15 protein-coding genes are annotated in these 16,957 nt (G+C 50.7%); 13 read left to right on the top strand and 2 right to left on the bottom strand.

What is annotated here, in order from left to right:
- Positions 1-5 precede the first annotated feature (5 nt).
- The 4 genes from ACLJTG_RS11220 (at position 6) to ACLJTG_RS11205 (ending at position 3,931) form a co-directional block, all read left to right on the top strand.
- Positions 6-1,139 (top strand): porin, encoded by a 1,134-nt coding sequence (locus tag ACLJTG_RS11220; protein WP_000152869.1) that lies wholly within the window; start codon positions 6-8, stop codon positions 1,137-1,139.
- Between the two features lie 256 nt (positions 1,140-1,395).
- Positions 1,396-2,226 (top strand): MetQ/NlpA family ABC transporter substrate-binding protein, encoded by an 831-nt coding sequence (locus tag ACLJTG_RS11215; protein WP_000524311.1) that lies wholly within the window; start codon positions 1,396-1,398, stop codon positions 2,224-2,226.
- Positions 2,227-2,262: 36 nt separating this feature from the next.
- Positions 2,263-3,279, top strand: coding sequence for a virulence-associated ABC transporter ATP-binding protein SfbB (gene sfbB, locus ACLJTG_RS11210; RefSeq protein ID WP_000569660.1), 1,017 nt, complete (start codon positions 2,263-2,265; stop codon positions 3,277-3,279).
- Entirely contained in the window at positions 3,272-3,931 is a 660-nt protein-coding gene (locus ACLJTG_RS11205) for a methionine ABC transporter permease (RefSeq protein WP_000342247.1), read from the top strand. Before sfbB ends, ACLJTG_RS11205 begins: the two co-directional genes overlap by 8 nt.
- Positions 3,932-3,959: 28 nt before the next feature.
- Here ACLJTG_RS11205 and mnmH read toward each other — a convergent pair whose 3' ends face one another.
- The gene (gene mnmH / locus ACLJTG_RS11200) at positions 3,960-5,054 is read right to left on the bottom strand and encodes a tRNA 2-selenouridine(34) synthase MnmH (protein ID WP_410958979.1); all 1,095 of its coding nucleotides are present in this window, start codon (positions 5,052-5,054) and stop codon (positions 3,960-3,962) included.
- A gap of 69 nt (positions 5,055-5,123) precedes the next feature.
- A complete protein-coding gene (gene allS / locus ACLJTG_RS11195) occupies positions 5,124-6,050 on the bottom strand; it encodes an HTH-type transcriptional activator AllS (RefSeq protein ID WP_000460169.1) in 927 nt (308 codons plus the stop codon).
- Between the two features lie 226 nt (positions 6,051-6,276).
- On the opposite strand from allS, the gene allA reads away from it, so the two are divergent.
- The 9 genes from allA to ACLJTG_RS11150 all read left to right on the top strand — a co-directional run bounded on the left by allA (position 6,277) and on the right by ACLJTG_RS11150 (position 16,950).
- On the top strand, positions 6,277-6,759 hold the full coding sequence (gene allA / locus ACLJTG_RS11190) for an ureidoglycolate lyase (RefSeq protein WP_079951154.1): 483 nt from the start codon (positions 6,277-6,279) through the stop codon (positions 6,757-6,759).
- Positions 6,760-6,837: 78 nt separating this feature from the next.
- Positions 6,838-7,656, top strand: coding sequence for an HTH-type transcriptional repressor AllR (allR, locus tag ACLJTG_RS11185; RefSeq protein ID WP_000141265.1), 819 nt, complete (start codon positions 6,838-6,840; stop codon positions 7,654-7,656).
- A gap of 84 nt (positions 7,657-7,740) precedes the next feature.
- Positions 7,741-9,522 carry a glyoxylate carboligase gene (gene gcl / locus ACLJTG_RS11180; protein ID WP_410958978.1) on the top strand — a complete coding sequence of 594 codons (1,782 nt, stop codon included), beginning with the start codon at positions 7,741-7,743 and terminating at the stop codon, positions 9,520-9,522.
- A 12-nt stretch (positions 9,523-9,534) separates the two neighbouring features.
- Positions 9,535-10,311 carry a hydroxypyruvate isomerase Gip gene (gene gip / locus ACLJTG_RS11175; protein WP_000943591.1) on the top strand — a complete coding sequence of 259 codons (777 nt, stop codon included), beginning with the start codon at positions 9,535-9,537 and terminating at the stop codon, positions 10,309-10,311.
- A gap of 100 nt (positions 10,312-10,411) precedes the next feature.
- On the top strand, positions 10,412-11,290 hold the full coding sequence (gene glxR / locus ACLJTG_RS11170; protein ID WP_000765810.1) for a 2-hydroxy-3-oxopropionate reductase: 879 nt from the start codon (positions 10,412-10,414) through the stop codon (positions 11,288-11,290).
- Positions 11,291-11,355: 65 nt separating this feature from the next.
- Positions 11,356-12,603: an MFS transporter gene (locus tag ACLJTG_RS11165; protein ID WP_410958977.1), complete on the top strand. Its 1,248-nt coding sequence runs from the start codon at positions 11,356-11,358 to the stop codon at positions 12,601-12,603.
- 95 nt (positions 12,604-12,698) lie between these two features.
- Positions 12,699-14,153: an allantoin transporter gene (locus ACLJTG_RS11160; protein ID WP_000401059.1), complete on the top strand. Its 1,455-nt coding sequence runs from the start codon at positions 12,699-12,701 to the stop codon at positions 14,151-14,153.
- Between the two features lie 78 nt (positions 14,154-14,231).
- Positions 14,232-15,593, top strand: coding sequence for an allantoinase AllB (gene allB / locus ACLJTG_RS11155; protein ID WP_000006865.1), 1,362 nt, complete (start codon positions 14,232-14,234; stop codon positions 15,591-15,593).
- A 58-nt stretch (positions 15,594-15,651) separates the two neighbouring features.
- Entirely contained in the window at positions 15,652-16,950 is a 1,299-nt protein-coding gene (locus ACLJTG_RS11150; RefSeq protein WP_000484506.1) for a uracil/xanthine transporter, read from the top strand.
- The last annotated feature ends 7 nt before the right edge of the window (positions 16,951-16,957 follow it).

The following is a 16,957-nucleotide window of genomic DNA, read 5'->3' as shown; positions in this document are numbered from 1 at the left end:
ATATAATGACAATTAAAATAACAGCGTTGGCGGCATCGATCGGCGCGGCAGTGGCTTTCATGCCTTTCGCCACTCAGGCGGAAATCACCGTTTTAAAACAAGATCCCCAGGCGGGTAATCCACTCAGCCGACTCAATTTCACCGTCGGCGGGAGTATTCGTCCGCAGTTCCAGAATATGACCGGCAATGACGGCGCGAACGGTTATAAACGTAATGGTTTTGATGGCGGGACGCGTTTCCGCTTCGCCGCGGATTATTATCTGTTTGATGATATCAGTTGGATTAGCTATTACGAGCTGGGCGTCAATATCCCTGCGGTATTTGACTGGGATAACCATTATGCGAAGGGCGCGACTGATACCACTCGCCGTATGCTGTATACCGGCTTCAAGAGCGCGACGTGGGGAACGCTGACCTTCGGTCAACAGAACAGCATTTATTACGATGTGGTGGGCGTAAAAACCGATATCTGGGATTACGACATGATAGGTCAGGCGCCGGGCAACGGGATTAACGGCGACTACGATGGTTCTTATCGCACGCGTAAGTCATTGAAGTATAAGAAAAGCATTGGCAATGTCGATCTCTACGCATCTTATCTGTTCAGCGACGATTATAATGCCAATAACGGCCTGAATTACAAGCGTAAAGGCGGCGGTTCTTTAGGCGCGGATTACCATCTCACCGACGATCTGACCTGGGGGACGGCATGGAACTATACCCGTGCGGAGATGCGCGGCAACGGCAATAAAACTTACGATCAAAATATTGTCGGTACCGCGTTAAGCTGGACGCCGGAAAACTGGACTATCGCCGCAGGCGGCGGTTGGTATCAGAACTTTATGACGACCAAAAAAGTATCTGTGAATGATTACTTTGCCGGCGATGCGTGGGGTCTGGAATATTTTGTCGGTTACGCTTTCCCGATTGGTCAGTATGCCGTGAAAGCTATTCAACCGTACTTTATGGGCGACCGCATTGAATATGTGAATGGCCGCGACTATCTGCGTACCGATAACGGCGTGGGGATCACCTTCCAACTGGATTATGGTTTCCGCGTTGATTATGAACATGTTTTCACCTCCAGCACTGACAATCTGGGCGATATGAACCTGGTGCGTCTGCGTTACGATTTCTAAAGCGTTTTCCTGTGCCGGATGTTGGCGTTAAAACGTCTTATCCGGCATTTCCCTTTACGCCATTCCCGCCTGACACACGCCTGAGCGCCTGCCTCGTACATTTAACGACACACCAGGAAACATCATGAAATAATTTCAAGGACAGCAGGCTGTGATCTGTGTCATGTTAAGAAATAGCCTTTCGTTTGGGCCAAAACAGACGATGCCGCATGAACGGCATCCGGCACAGCATCACACTATTTAAAATGGAGAAATTATGGGATTGCGTCAGAGTTTACGCATTGCGGCCAGCACGCTATTACTGGCCTGCGGATTACAGTTTGCCCATGCCGATGGTTCCCCGCAAACGATCGTATTTGGCGTCGCGCCAGGGCCGTATGGCGACATGGTGAAGCAGGCGATTGCGCCGACATTAAAAGAAAAAGGGTATAAGGTCGTGGTGCGCGAGTTTAGCGACTATGTCCAGCCCAATATGGCGTTAGCTAACGGCAGCATCGACGCCAACCTCTTTCAACATACCCTCTATTTTGACAAATTCACCGCTGACAAAGGGCTGAAGCTCAGCAAACTTATTGTGGTACCGACCGCCGGGATGGGCTTCTATTCACGTAAAATCAACAGTCTGGATGCGCTTAAAAAAGGGGACATTATTACCCTCTCCAACGATCCGACCAACCTGGCGCGCGGCCTTCGCTTCCTGCAATCGTTGGGGCTTATCACGATTAAGGACAATATCGATCCGACCAAAGCCTCTGAACGAGATATCGCCAGCAATCCAAAAGGACTGGTTTTCAAACCGCTGGAAGCCGCACAGCTACCGCGCACGCTGGATGGCGTGACCGGCGCGCTGGTTAACGGGAACTTTGCGGTGGCGGCAGGACTCGATCTCTCCAGCGCGATTAAGCAGGAACACCTGGATGAGAATCTGAAAAATATCATTGCGGTACGCAGTGAAGATGCCGATAAGCCGTTTGCCAAAGATATTGTCGAGGCGGTGAAATCGCCGGCTTATCGCGCGGTCATCGACGATCCAAAGAATATTTATAGCGCCTTCCAGAAACCGGAATGGATGACCGCGACACCCTGATCGCAGCGGTGGCCATCCCCAATTTCTGAGGTGAATATGATTGAAATAGAAAAAGTCTGCGTCGATTTTACCGCCGGTCGCGGTACCCCCACGCGCGCGGTGGATGATGTGAGCCTGCATATCGCCGCGGGCGAGATTTTTGGCATTGTCGGTACCAGCGGCGCAGGAAAAAGCACTCTGCTGCGTACCCTGAACGCCTTAACGCGTCCCAGCCAGGGGCGCGTCAACGTCAACGGCGTGGAAATTTCGGCGCTGGACGGAAAAGCGTTACGCCAGGCGCGGCAGCGTATTGGTATGATTTTCCAGCATTTTAACTTAATGCATACCCGGACAGTGGCGCAAAACGTGGCGTTTAGCCTGAAAGCGGCTGGCTGGGAACGCAGCAAAATCGCGCCACGGGTGGCGGAAATTTTAACGCTGGTGGGCCTTGCCGATAAAGCGAACCGTTTTCCGGTACAGCTCAGCGGCGGGCAAAAACAGCGGGTGGGGATAGCGCGCGCCATCGCTAACCATCCGGATGTGTTGTTGTGTGACGAACCAACTTCCGCTCTGGATCTGGAAACTTCCGCCACGATTCTGGCTCTGCTCAGACAGATCAACGCACAGCTCGGGATTACTATTGTGCTGATCACCCATGAAATGAACGTGATCAAATCTATTTGCGATCGCGTGGCGGTGATGTCGGGCGGTAAGGTTGTGGAATCGGGCGAGGTGTTTGATGTGTTTGCCCACCCGCAACACGCTTTCACACAGCAACTGGTGTCTCATACCCTTAATTTGACCCTGCCGGAACGTTTACGGGAACACCTGCCCGGGCAGTTGCTGAAAATTTTGTTTATCGGCGATTCGGCGGAGCAGCCGGTACTGTCGGAGGTGGCGATCAAGTTTGGCGTCGCGGTCAATATCCTGCATGGCAAGATTGAATATATCGGCGAACGCGCGTTGGGCATTCTGGTGGTGCAATTAACCGCGCCGCATAATCCAACGGCGGTGGCCGCCGCCGTGGAGCATATCCGTCAACGTACCGCACAGGTGGAGGTGATCCGTGGATGATTTATTGCCAGATTTAACGCTGGCGTTCAATGAAACTTTCCAGATGTTGAGTATTTCAACGGTGCTGGCGATTCTTGGCGGTCTACCGCTCGGTTTTCTGATTTTTGTCACCGATCGTCATCTGTTCTGGCAGAACCGTTTTATTTATCTCGTCGCCTCGGTTCTGGTGAATATTATCCGCTCGGTGCCATTTGTTATTTTACTGGTGCTGTTACTGCCGCTAACGCAGCTTTTGCTGGGCAATACGATTGGCCCGATTGCAGCCTCCGTCCCGCTGTCGGTGGCCGCAATCGCGTTTTATGCACGCCTGGTAGATAGCGCGCTCCGTGAAGTCGATAAAGGGATTATTGAGGCGGCGCTGGCATTCGGCGCTAGTCCGATGCGTATTATCTGTACCGTACTGTTGCCGGAAGCCAGCGCAGGGCTGCTGCGCGGCCTGACGATTACGCTGGTAAGCTTAATCGGCTACTCGGCGATGGCCGGGATTGTCGGCGGCGGCGGGGTAGGCGACCTGGCGATTCGCTATGGCTACTACCGTTACGAAACCGAAGTGATGGTTGTTACCGTGGTGGCGTTGATTGTGCTGGTTCAGGTCGTTCAGATGCTGGGCGACTGGCTGGCAAAACGTGCCGACAAGCGCGACAGACACTAAGCCGGCGTCAGCCGGCAATAAAAGTAAGCTATTGCGCTTTTAGCCAGTTGGCAACGTCTTGCCATGGGCCGCGAAAAACGATATTCGCGGCTTTTTTCTCCAGTTGATAGCGATACATTGGGTCGTAATATTCGTTAAGTAGCGGAACCAGCCATGCCATATGGCCGTCGATGCTGCCGCTGGATAATTGCTCTGCCAGCGCCCTATCCAGCGTGTCCGTCAGTTCGGCAAAGCGTTGCAACCCCAGACGGCGGCGAATAGCGAACAGTCCATGATGAAGATATTCACTATACGCCTGCCAACCGGCTTCATCGCCGTAGGCGTGGGTGAAGTCGTGATGCATACGGATGAAATACTCTTCACGCAGTCGTTCCAGACGAAGCGCAAACGGATCTTCCACTACCGCAATGGGGGCCTGCGCCATTCTTTCGCGTAAACACTCAGGCAGATGGTTGGCGCCGATCGTTCGCCCTTCATCTTCCAGTACCCACCTTTTTAGCGTCTGACGCGCGTTAATTTTCAGCAATTCAACGGCAAGTTTGTTTTCAAAACTGGCCTGACTGAGCTGGGGTTTCAGCGTGCGGCCAAAAGAGGAGCCGCGATGACGCGCGAGACCTTCCAGATCCACGCCGTTGGGCTGTTGTCGCACCAGCTGCGTTTTGCCGCTGCCCGTACAGCCGCCAATTAAAAGTATCGGTTTTTGCGCCAGTTGCCAGGTCGCCTGAATTGCTGTCTGGCGCAGCGCTTTATAGCCGCCTTCAATAAGCGGGCAGTCAATCCCTGTTTCTTGCAGCCAACGTTGTACGATATGTGACCGCTGACCGCCGCGCGCGCAGCACAGATACCCGTTGGGGAAACGTTGATACGCGGCTTTCCAGGCCTCAAGCCGCTGCTGGCGAATGTCGCCGCAAACCAACCGATGCCCCAACGCTAACGCCGCATCCGCGCCCTGACGTTTGTAGCAGGTGCCGACGGCGGCCCGCTCGTCATCCATCATCAATGGCAGGTTGATAGCGCCCGGCATGGCGCCCTGTTCAAACTCAATCGGCGCGCGTACATCAATTAAAGGCGTATCGGCAAGGAGGAGCGCGCGATAGTCCTGTGCTTTTTGTCTGTCTTGCATAACGTAAAACGTAACCTTAAATCATCCCTTGCGTTATTTTACGCGCCAATTCGCAAAGTGGCTTGATTTTTAACAGCGTACCGTGTTGAAAATGGATAAAAAACCGGCTATTTCGGGTTGTCGTTGGGTAAATAATTTCACAATGTCTTCTACCGCTTTGCCTCCGCCAAATTTATGCCAGGCGAGGCTTAACGGTGAGGGCGGACGCATCGTAGGGATGGTACAGCTTACCAGTTCGTTTTTGTCGATCAGCGTTTGACAAAGCGGCTGCGGGACAAAACCGATACCGACGCCTGCCAGATGAGCGGCGATTTTGGTTTCCATATCAGGCACGATAATTTCCTTCTGCCCCGGAAGGCGCCAGGCTACCCGCTTGGTCAGCGTACGCGCGCTGTCTTCGATATTAATTGCCGGGAAACGGCGCAACTGCGCTTCTGTTAGAGGCCCGCTGACGTGAGCTAAAGGATGATCCGCGGACATCACAAAACGCCATTGTACGGAACCTAAAGGGTCGAGCATAAAGGTATTAGCCAACGGCTCGGTGCCAGTTACGCCAATCGCCAGCGAAAAACCTTCATACAGGAGCGAATCCCAGACGCCCATATAAATTTGCCGGGAAAAGTGAAACTGAGTGAAGGGGTAACGCGCATTAAGCCACGATAAGAGACTGGCGACCGCTTGCGGGCTATAGAGCAGGTTATTCACCACAATATTGACCTGACGCTCTACGCCGTCGTTAACCTGGCGTAGCTCGTCAGGCATGCTGTCCAGCCACGCAAGCCAGTCTTTTGCCTGAGAGAGAAGGTGAGAGCCCGCCGCCGTCAACGAGACGCTTCGCGTTGTGCGAAAGAACAGCCCTACGCCGGTATTTTCCTCCAGCAGTTTGATGCGGTAGCTAATGGTTGCCGTGGTTTTACACAGGCGCTCCGCCGCTTTGGAGAAACTCCCCGTTTCGGCAACGCTGATAAAGGTACGCAGTGTTTCCGGGTCAAACATCGTCAGACGCCTCCTTACGATCCTGATAAAACCAGAATTGTTTTCCTATGATTTTTAAGTAGTTTTACATAATAGCCATGTTTGATTTGTGGTCTAAATCTACTTTTGGAAAAATATTCCAACTTTTATGTTGATGTTAAATCCCGAAGGTTTTAGATTGCATGGTATTGAAACCGGACAGAGTCCAAACCGCGGTTAAACGGAATCGAGCTACAAGGGAAAAATAATGAAACTTGAGGTATTACCGTTAGATCAGAAGACGTTCAGCGCTTATGGCGATGTTATTGAGACGCAGGAACGTGACTTTTTTCATATAAACAACGGGTTAGTTGAGCGATATCACGACCTGGCGAAGGTTGAAGTTCTGGAGCAGGATCGCACGCTGATCAGTATTAACAGGGCGCAACCGGCCGCGATGCCCATTGTGGTACATGAACTGGAACGTCATCCTTTAGGTACGCAGGCGTTTGTGCCGATGAACGGCGAGGCTTTTGTCGTTATTGTCGCGCTCGGCGATGATAAACCCGATATCTCCACGCTGCGGGCGTTTATTAGCAATGGACGGCAGGGCGTCAATTATCACCGTAATGTATGGCATCACCCGCTGTTTGCGTGGCAGACGGTTACCGATTTTCTGACGGTGGATCGCGGTGGCAGCGATAACTGTGATGTTGAAAGTATCCCGACACATGAACTCTGTTTTGCGTGACGCTATTGGCCTTCTTGCATAAGATGAACATATTGTTCATTGTTTATGCTCATATTTTGGGCCGGAGTTAACGTAAATATGACGGAAGTAAGACGACGCGGCAGGCCAGGACAGGCAGAGCCGACTGCGCAGAAAGGCGCTCAGGCGCTGGAGAGGGGCATAGCGATATTGCAATATCTCGAAAGAAGCGGCGGCAGTTCATCAGTTAGCGATATTTCCGGCAGCCTGGATTTACCGCTTTCTACGACGTTTCGCCTGTTAAAGGTACTGCAAGCGGCTGATTTTGTGTACCAGGATAGCCAGCTTGGCTGGTGGCATATTGGTTTAGGCGTATTTAATGTGGGCTCTGCGTATATTCATAATCGCGATGTCCTCTCGGTGGCCGGGCCCTTTATGCACCGACTTATGCTGCTTTCTGGCGAGACGGTCAACGTAGCGATTCGCAACGGTAATGAAGCGGTGTTAATCGGTCAAAAGGAGTGCAAATCGATGGTCAGAATGTGCGCGCCCTTAGGGAGTCGTCTGCCGTTACATGCTTCCGGCGCCGGAAAAGCGCTGCTTTACCCGCTCACCGAAGAAGAGCTGGTGGGGATCGTCGTCAATACCGGTTTGCGGCGGTTTACGCCGACCACTCTGGTGGATTTACCTATCCTGCTTAAAAATCTGGAGCAGGCGCGTGAACAGGGCTACACCGTCGACCAGGAAGAACATGTTGTCGGGCTGAATTGTATCGCCTCCGCTATCTATGACGATGCGGGCAGCGTGGTCGCCGCTATCTCAATATCGGGACCGGCTTCCCGGCTGACGGAAGATCGCTTTATCAGCCAGGGGGAACTGGTACGGGATACCGCGAAAGACATCAGTACGGCGCTTGGGCTAAAACCCCCTGTAGCCTGAGCCGCATCCCGCTCGCTGGAGCGGGACTTTTTTAAAATTTTTAAAAGTTGGAAACTTTTTCCAATAAAAAGAGGTAGCAATAAAATGGCAAAAATGAGAGCCGTGGATGCGGCAATGTATGTGCTGGAAAAAGAAGGTATCACCACAGCATTCGGCGTTCCTGGGGCTGCAATCAACCCCTTCTATTCTGCAATGCGTAAGCATGGAGGCATTCGCCATATACTGGCGCGTCATGTGGAAGGCGCTTCGCATATGGCTGAGGGCTACACACGTGCGGCGGCAGGTAATATTGGGGTTTGCCTGGGCACTTCCGGCCCGGCGGGAACCGACATGATCACCGCGCTCTATTCCGCTTCTGCCGACTCTATCCCGATTTTATGCATTACTGGTCAGGCGCCACGAGCGCGTCTGCACAAGGAAGATTTCCAGGCAGTCGATATTGAAGCGATTGCAAAACCAGTCAGCAAGATGGCAGTGACGGTTCGTGAGGCGGCGCTGGTGCCGCGCGTATTACAACAGGCTTTTCATCTGATGCGCTCAGGCCGCCCAGGTCCTGTGCTGGTTGATTTACCGTTTGATGTCCAGGTTGCGGAGATCGAATTCGATCCGGATATGTATGAGCCGCTGCCGGTATATAAGCCAGCCGCCAGCCGCGTACAGATTGAAAAGGCGCTGGAGATGCTGATTCAGTCCGAGCGTCCGGTAATTGTCGCGGGCGGCGGGGTTATTAACGCCGACGCCGCGCCACTGCTGCAGCAGTTTGCCGAACTGACCAACGTACCGGTGATCCCTACCCTGATGGGCTGGGGCTGTATCCCGGACGATCACCCCTTAATGGCGGGGATGGTCGGCCTGCAAACGGCGCACCGCTACGGCAACGCCACTCTGCTGGCATCCGATATGGTTTTTGGCATCGGTAACCGTTTCGCCAACCGTCATACGGGGTCCGTTGAGAAATATACTCAGGGGCGAAAAATCATCCATATCGATATTGAACCGACGCAAATTGGCCGCGTGTTGTGCCCGGATCTGGGCATCGTTTCTGACGCCAAAGCGGCGCTAACGTTGCTGATCGATGTCGCGCAGGAGATGCAAAAAGCGGGGCGTTTGCCATGCCGGAAGACCTGGGTGGACGAATGCCAGCAGCGTAAACGGACTTTGCTGCGTAAAACCCACTTTGACAACGTGCCAGTGAAGCCGCAGCGCGTCTATGAAGAGATGAACAAAGCCTTTGGTCGCGATGTGTGCTATGTCACCACCATTGGATTGTCGCAAATCGTGGCAGCGCAGATGCTGCATGTGTTTAAAGACAGACACTGGATCAACTGCGGCCAGGCGGGGCCTCTTGGCTGGACAATCCCGGCGGCATTAGGGGTTTGTGCTGCCGATCCGCAACGCAATGTGGTGGCGATTTCCGGCGATTTCGACTTCCAGTTCCTGATTGAAGAGTTAGCCGTCGGCGCGCAGTTTAACATCCCGTATATCCATGTGCTGGTTAACAACGCTTATCTTGGTCTGATTCGCCAGTCGCAACGCGCATTTGACATGGACTACTGCGTACAGCTCGCCTTTGAAAATATCAACTCCAGCGAAGTGAATGGCTATGGCGTTGACCATGTAAAAGTGGCAGAAGGGTTAGGCTGTAAAGCAATTCGTGTCTTTAAACCGGAAGGTATTGCGCCTGCATTTGAACAAGCTAAAGCGCTGATGGCGCAATATCGCGTTCCGGTGGTGGTGGAAGTCATTCTGGAACGCGTAACCAATATTTCCATGGGCAGCGAACTGGATAACGTAACCGAGTTTGAAGAAGTTGCGGATAGTGCGAAAGATGCGCCAACAGAAACCTGTTTTATGAAATATGAGTAAGGGAGGTAATCGATGTTACGTTTCTCTGCCAATCTTTCTATGCTGTTTACGGAATATGATTTCCTGGAACGCTTTGATAAAGCGGCGTTGTCGGGATTTCGCGGCGTGGAATTCATGTTTCCCTACGATAACGACATCGAAGTGTTAAAACGTAAACTCAGGGATAATAATCTGGAACATACGTTACATAATTTACCGGCTGGCGACTGGGCGGCTGGCGAACGTGGAATTGCCTGTATTCCTGGGCGCGAAGAAGAGTTTCGCGATGGTGTAGCGGCCGCAATCCGCTATGCACGTGCGTTAGGCAATAAGAAAATAAATTGTCTGGTGGGTAAAACGCCGTCAGGATTCTCCGCAACGGAGATCCACGACACGTTGGTCGAAAACCTGCGCTATGCGGCAAATATGCTGGCGAAAGAAGACATTTTATTACTTATCGAACCTATTAATCACTTTGATATGCCGGGGTTCCATCTCACCGGAACTCAACAGGCGTTAGCATTAATTAAAGATATCGGCAGCGATAATATCAAAATTCAGTATGATATTTATCACATGCAACGCATGGAAGGGGAATTAACGCAAACCATGACGGCATGGGCCGATAAAATAGGCCATTTACAGATTGCTGATAACCCGCGTCGCGGCGAGCCGGGGACTGGGGAAATCAATTATGACTTTATTTTTAATGTCATTAAACAGTCTGGTTATGATGGCTGGGTTGGCTGTGAATATAAACCACTGACTACCACGGAAGCGGGATTATCGTGGATTAATCAGTACCGTTAAAACGCAGAATAATTCGGGCAGCGCTTTTTTTTCCACTGTGTTGGAAGGGGATTGTGTTGCCTGAATCTGGAAACACCGAAAGCAATAAAAGAGGTTGTATATGAAACTGGGATTTATTGGCCTGGGAATTATGGGCTCGCCAATGGCTATCAATTTGGCACGCGCCGGTCATCAATTACACGTTACGACTATTGGTCCGGTCGCGGACGAACTGCTCTCGCTGGGGGCGGTAAATGTTGAGACTGCACGTCAGGTAACTGAATTTGCAGACATCATCTTCATAATGGTGCCGGATACGCCGCAGGTTGAAGACGTGTTATTTGGCGAACACGGTTGCGCTAAAACATCGCTTCAGGGAAAAACCATCGTCGATATGAGTTCTATTTCTCCTATCGAAACCAAACGTTTTGCCCAGCGCGTTAATGAAATGGGCGCTGATTACCTGGATGCCCCGGTTTCCGGGGGCGAAATCGGGGCGCGTGAAGGCACTCTGTCGATTATGGTCGGCGGCGAGCAGAAAGTCTTTGACCGCGTTAAACCGCTCTTTGACATCCTGGGAAAAAATATCACCCTGGTGGGCGGCAATGGGGATGGGCAAACCTGTAAGGTGGCTAACCAAATTATTGTTGCGCTGAATATTGAAGCGGTTTCTGAAGCCTTAGTGTTTGCTTCAAAAGCAGGTGCCGATCCGGTACGCGTGCGCCAGGCGTTAATGGGCGGGTTCGCCTCTTCACGCATTCTGGAAGTTCACGGCGAGCGGATGATCAACCGGACGTTCGAGCCTGGTTTCAAAATCGCGCTTCATCAGAAAGACCTTAATCTTGCATTGCAAAGCGCAAAAGCGCTGGCGCTGAATTTACCGAATACGGCGACCTGCCAGGAATTATTCAATACCTGTGCGGCAAATGGCGGGAGCCAGCTTGATCATTCGGCAATGGTACAGGCGCTGGAATTAATGGCCAATCATAAATTGTCCTAATTATGTGTATCGCTGCGGCTGCAGCGATACCTGTTCACAAGGAACACTCTGTAAAGGTGAAGAACATGAGTGAAACTAAAAAATCCGGGATTGATTACTGGAAGCAAATTGTTGTCGTAATGAGTCTGGGCTGGGTAGCGATTTGGATCTATCGCACCGTGCTTACGCCAATTTATCCAGAAATTCAGGCATCTTTAGACAATGTAAGTAATGCAGAAATAGGCGCCATTGCAAGTTTTTACTTTTTTGCTTACTGCAGTATGCAAATCCCTTGCGGAATATTGGTCGATAAATTCGGTCAAAAAATCATGCTGATGGCCGGATTTACGCTTTTTATTATTGGTACACTCTGTATCGCGAAAGCCAATGGCCTGGCCATGATCTATACAGGGTCGCTAATGGCAGGCGGAGGATGCGCTTCTTTCTTTAGCTCGGCTTATTCACTCTCTTCGGCAAACGTGCCGCAGGCCCGTCGGGCATTAGCCAATGCGATTATCAACAGCGGGTCGGCTATAGGGATGGGGATTGGCTTAATCGGTTCCAGCGTATTAGTAAAAAACATGAGCATGGCCTGGCAGAATGTACTGTATATCGTGGCCGCGATATTAGTAATCATGCTGTGCGTTTTTACGCTGGTCATTCGTGGTAAAGCCAAAAGCGACTCTGCGCAAGCGGAAAAGCAAACCCAAACCGTTACGGAAGATGAGAAACGCGCGCCTTTATTCTCTGGTTTATTGTGTAGCGTTTACTTCCTCTATTTCTGTACCTGCTACGGTTATTATTTGATAGTGACCTGGCTGCCCTCTTATCTACAGACTGAAAGAGGATTTGATGGCGGAGCTATCGGGCTGGCATCAGCGCTGGTGGCGGTAGTTGGCGTACCGGGGGCGTTATTTTTTAGCCATCTGTCAGATAAATTTCGTAACAGTAAAGTTAAGGTTATTCTCGGTCTGGAAATTGGGGCGGCAGCAATGTTGGCGTTTACGGTTTTGTCCCCGAATACCACGATGCTGATGGTCAGCCTGACGCTATACGGCTTGCTGGGGAAAATGGCGGTAGACCCGATCCTGATCTCCTTTGTATCTGAACAGGCTTCGGCAAAAAGTCTGGGAAGAGCTTTCAGCCTTTTTAATTTCTTTGGCATGAGCTCGGCGGTTGTCGCCCCAACGTTGACCGGATTTATTTCGGATGTAACGGGGTCGAAAGAGATCAGTTTTGTGATTTCAGCATGTTTAGTGGTCACCGGAACGCTGATCTTTGCTGTCGTCACTTTATATAAAAAGAAAGCAACGCAACGTATTGCTTCAGCTTAAAAATAATTATATCTACTAATTCTTTATTTTATATTTATTTGTTCCTCATAGCTAAACCCATAACAACGTTATCCGATGCGTGAAAAGAGGGATTTATGGAACATCAAAGAGAGCTATACCAGCAGCGCGGTTATAGCGAAGACTTATTACCTAAAACAGAAACCCAACGAAACTGGAAGGCATTTAACTATTTCACCTTATGGATGGGATCTGTACATAACGTGCCAAATTACGTTATGGTCGGCGGTTTTTTTATACTGGGGCTATCAACATTTAATATCATGTTGGCCATTATTATCAGCGCATTATTTATTGCGGCGGCGATGGTAATGAATGGCGCGGCAGGCAGCAAATATGGCGTTCCTTTTGCTATGATATTGCGAGGTTCTTACGGCGTCCGCGGCGCGCTATTCCCTGGATTATTGCGAGGGGGAATCGCGGCAATTATGTGGTTCGGCTTACAGTGTTACGCGGGATCGCTGGCATTTCTTATTTTGATTGGGAAGATCTGGCCAGGATTTCTGACATTAGGCGGAGATTTCAAGCTGCTGGGTCTTTCACTGCCAGGACTAATTACTTTTCTAATTTTTTGGATTATTAACGTTGGCATCGGTTTTGGCGGTGGTAAAGTATTAAATAAATTTACCGCTATCCTCAATCCATGTATTTACATTGTCTTTGGCGGCATGGCTATTTGGGCAATATCGCTGGTTGGCATTGGCCCGATTCTGGACTATCTGCCTTCAGGCGTGCAAAAAGCAGAGCACAGCGGCTTTCTGTTCCTGGTGGTGATTAACGCCGTAGTCGCCGTCTGGGCTGCGCCAGCGGTGAGCGCGTCCGATTTCACGCAAAACGCGCATTCATTTCGCGCTCAGGCATTGGGACAAACGCTGGGGCTTATCGTAGCGTATATATTATTCGCCGTAGCCAGCGTGTGCATTATTGCCGGAGCCAGTATTCATTATGGTATGGATACCTGGAACGTGCTGGATATTGTGCAGCGCTGGGACAGCCTGTTTGCTTCATTCTTTGCGGTGTTGGTGATTCTGATGACGACAATTTCAACCAACGCCACCGGTAATATTATACCTGCGGGGTATCAAATTGCGGCGCTTGCCCCGACAAAGCTTAACTATAAAAATGGCGTAATGATTGCCAGTATTATCAGTCTACTGATTTGCCCATGGAAATTAATGGAGAATCAGGACAGTATTTATCTGTTCCTCGATATTATCGGCGGTATGCTTGGCCCGGTAATCGGCGTAATGTTAGCTCATTATTTTGTGGTAATGCGTGGAAAAATTAATCTTGATGAGCTGTACACCGCCAGCGGTGATTACAAATATTATGATAATGGATTTAACCTGACTGCATTTTCAGTCACCCTGGTCGCAGTTATTCTGTCATTAGGCGGCAAGTTTATACCATTTTTGGAGCCTTTATCCCGCGTGTCCTGGTTTGTAGGCGTAATAGTTGCGTTCGTTGCTTATGCGCTATTGAAGAAACGCACGGGTTTTGAAAATACAGGAGAGAAAAAACTCGCAGGTTAAATATTGAAAAAGCATTAAGCGTATTTAATGAAGCGTGCGCTATTTAAAAACTATCTGTATCCATACAAGGAGTTTGTTATGTCTTTTGATTTAATTATTAAGAACGGTACTGTCATCTTAGAAAACGAAGCGAGAGTTATCGATATCGCCGTCCAGGGCGGAAAAATCGCCGCGATTGGCGAGAACCTGGGGGAAGCGAAAAATGTGCTGGATGCGACGGGATTGATCGTTTCGCCGGGCATGGTTGACGCGCATACCCACATTTCTGAACCGGGCCGTACCCACTGGGAAGGCTATGAAACCGGTACCCGCGCGGCGGCGAAAGGCGGTATTACCACGATGATTGAGATGCCGCTCAATCAGCTGCCGGCGACGGTCGATCGTGAGACGATTGAACTCAAGTTTGACGCGGCAAAAGGTAAATTGACCATCGACGCCGCGCAGTTGGGCGGTTTGGTTTCTTATAACCTGGATCGGCTGCATGAGCTGGACGAAGTGGGCGTTGTCGGCTTCAAGTGCTTTGTCGCCACCTGCGGCGATCGTGGCATCGATAATGATTTTCGCGACGTTAATGACTGGCAGTTTTACAAAGGCGCGCAAAAACTGGGGGAAATGGACCAGACGGTACTGGTACATTGCGAAAATGCTCTGATTTGCGATGAGCTGGGCGAGGAAGCTAAACGCGAAGGACGCGTAACGGCGCATGATTATGTCGCCTCACGTCCGGTATTTACTGAAGTGGAAGCCATTCGTCGCGTGCTGTATCTGGCGAAAGCGGCAGGTTGCCGTCTGCACGTTTGCCATATCAGCAGCCCGGAGGGGGTAGAGGAAGTAACGCGCGCGCGTCAGGAAGGTCAGGATGTCACCTGTGAATCGTGCCCGCACTATTTTGTCCTCGATACCGATCAGTTCGAAGAGATTGGCACCCTGGCAAAATGTTCTCCGCCAATTCGCGACCAGGAAAACCAGAAAGGGATGTGGGAAAAACTGTTTAACGGCGAAATCGACTGCCTGGTATCCGACCACTCTCCATGCCCTCCGGAAATGAAAGCAGGCAATATCATGCAAGCATGGGGCGGAATTGCCGGACTGCAAAACTGCATGGACGTCATGTTTGATGAAGCGGTGCAAAAACGCGGTATGTCGTTGCCGATGTTTGGCAAATTAATGGCGACCAACGCCGCCGATATTTTTGGTCTGAAACATAAAGGACGTATTGCCCCCGGCAAAGATGCTGACCTGGTCTTTATTCAGCCTGACAGCAGCTATGTTCTGAAAAATGAAGATCTGGAATATCGCCATAAAGTCAGTCCGTATGTTGGCCGTACTATTGGCGCGCGTATTACCAAAACGATTTTGCGCGGCGATGTTATTTATGACATCGAGCATGGCTTCCCTGTGCCGCCAAAAGGTCAGTTTATCCTTAAACATCAGCAGTAATCCGGTGTGATTTAATGCCCGTCGTCACGACGGGCATTCTCTATTTTAAGGTGTGGATATGTTCCCTGTTATTAACCGCGAAAGTGTGTTGTCCGGCTTTCAGTGGTTTTTCTTTATTTTCTGTAACACGGTTGTGGTTCCCCCTACCTTGCTGTCCGCTTTTCATCTTCCCGCTGATAACCTGTTAATGCTCACACAATACGCTTTTTTGACCACCGCGTTGGCCTGCCTGGTTCAGGCATTTTGCGGCCATCGCCGGGCCATTATGGAAGGGCCGACAGGGCTGTGGTGGGGCGCTATTCTTACGATTACGCTTGGCGAGGCGTCTCGCGGCACGCCGCTGAACGATATCGCCTCCAGCCTGTCGGTCGGGATCGCGATCTCCGCAATGGTGACGATATTTATCGGCATTAGCGGGTTAGGACACCGTCTGGCTCGCCTGTTTACGCCGGCGGTAATGGTTTTTTTCATGCTGCTTTTGGGCGCGCAGCTGACCTCAATATTTTTTAAAGGCATGCTGGGGCTGCCTTTTGGCATTGCCGATACCAGCGCCAGAATCAAATTGGCCCCCTTTGGGCTGGCGGTCGCGGTAATGTGTTTTATCCTCGCGATGATTATTTTCCTGCAGCAGCGTATCTCCCGTTACGCGTTACTGGTAGGGACCGTGGTCGGGTGGGGGCTATGGCGGTTATGCTTTCCTTCGTCACACTTACCGCCAGGTGAATTAAGCTGGCGATGGTTTCCGCTGGGCAGCCACGGCACGCTGATGCCGGGTATTATTGTGACGGCGGTGATGACGGGGTTAGTCAACATCAGCAACACTTACGGCGCCATCCGCGGTACCGATATCTTTTATCCGCATCAAGGGTCGGGCAGTTCTCGTTATCGCCGAAGCTTTATGATTTCCGGACTGATGACGTTAGTGACGGTGCCTTTCGCGGTCGTGCCTTTTTCGCCTTTTGTGTCTTCCATTGGTTTATTAACGCAAACCGGCGATAGTTCTCGCAAATCCTTTATCTGCGGTAGCGCGCTGTGTCTGCTGGTTGCCATTATAACGCCGTTAACCCGCTTATTTTGCGCTATTCCACTGGCGATCAGCAGCGCCGTTATGCTGGTCTCTTATTTACCTTTACTTTATTCCGGTTTGGTTTTTAGCCAGCAAATTACGTTTACCGCGCGGAATATTTATCGCCTGGCATTACCGCTTTTTGTCGGCATTTTTTTGATGGGGCTTCCTCCGGTCTATTTACAGGATCTTCCACTGATGATTCGTCCTCTGCTTAGTAACGGATTACTGGTGGGAATCTTACTGGCAGTGCTTATGGAAAATCTTATTCCGTGGGAACGCATTAAATAACGTGAGA

The sequence above is a fragment of the Salmonella sp. SAL00672 genome (genome assembly GCF_046552175.1).
Classification (GTDB): Bacteria; Pseudomonadota; Gammaproteobacteria; order Enterobacterales; family Enterobacteriaceae; genus Salmonella; species Salmonella enterica.
This window is presented reverse-complemented; position numbering and strand designations above follow the sequence as displayed.

What these genes read in the sequence shown, in the direction of transcription:
- allR (WP_000141265.1), top strand. Translation starts at nt 6,838, where the DNA reads ATGACGGAAGTAAGACGACGCGGCAGGCCAGGACAGGCAGAGCCGACT.
- allA (WP_079951154.1), top strand. Translation starts at nt 6,277, where the DNA reads ATGAAACTTGAGGTATTACCGTTAGATCAGAAGACGTTCAGCGCTTAT.
- gip (WP_000943591.1), top strand. Translation starts at nt 9,535, where the DNA reads ATGTTACGTTTCTCTGCCAATCTTTCTATGCTGTTTACGGAATATGAT.
- ACLJTG_RS11165 (WP_410958977.1), top strand. Translation starts at nt 11,356, where the DNA reads ATGAGTGAAACTAAAAAATCCGGGATTGATTACTGGAAGCAAATTGTT.
- ACLJTG_RS11150 (WP_000484506.1), top strand. Translation starts at nt 15,652, where the DNA reads ATGTTCCCTGTTATTAACCGCGAAAGTGTGTTGTCCGGCTTTCAGTGG.
- gcl (WP_410958978.1), top strand. Translation starts at nt 7,741, where the DNA reads ATGGCAAAAATGAGAGCCGTGGATGCGGCAATGTATGTGCTGGAAAAA.
- allS (WP_000460169.1), bottom strand. Translation starts at nt 6,050, where the DNA reads ATGTTTGACCCGGAAACACTGCGTACCTTTATCAGCGTTGCCGAAACG.
- sfbB (WP_000569660.1), top strand. Translation starts at nt 2,263, where the DNA reads ATGATTGAAATAGAAAAAGTCTGCGTCGATTTTACCGCCGGTCGCGGT.
- ACLJTG_RS11160 (WP_000401059.1), top strand. Translation starts at nt 12,699, where the DNA reads ATGGAACATCAAAGAGAGCTATACCAGCAGCGCGGTTATAGCGAAGAC.
- allB (WP_000006865.1), top strand. Translation starts at nt 14,232, where the DNA reads ATGTCTTTTGATTTAATTATTAAGAACGGTACTGTCATCTTAGAAAAC.
- ACLJTG_RS11220 (WP_000152869.1), top strand. Translation starts at nt 6, where the DNA reads ATGACAATTAAAATAACAGCGTTGGCGGCATCGATCGGCGCGGCAGTG.
- ACLJTG_RS11215 (WP_000524311.1), top strand. Translation starts at nt 1,396, where the DNA reads ATGGGATTGCGTCAGAGTTTACGCATTGCGGCCAGCACGCTATTACTG.
- glxR (WP_000765810.1), top strand. Translation starts at nt 10,412, where the DNA reads ATGAAACTGGGATTTATTGGCCTGGGAATTATGGGCTCGCCAATGGCT.
- mnmH (WP_410958979.1), bottom strand. Translation starts at nt 5,054, where the DNA reads ATGCAAGACAGACAAAAAGCACAGGACTATCGCGCGCTCCTCCTTGCC.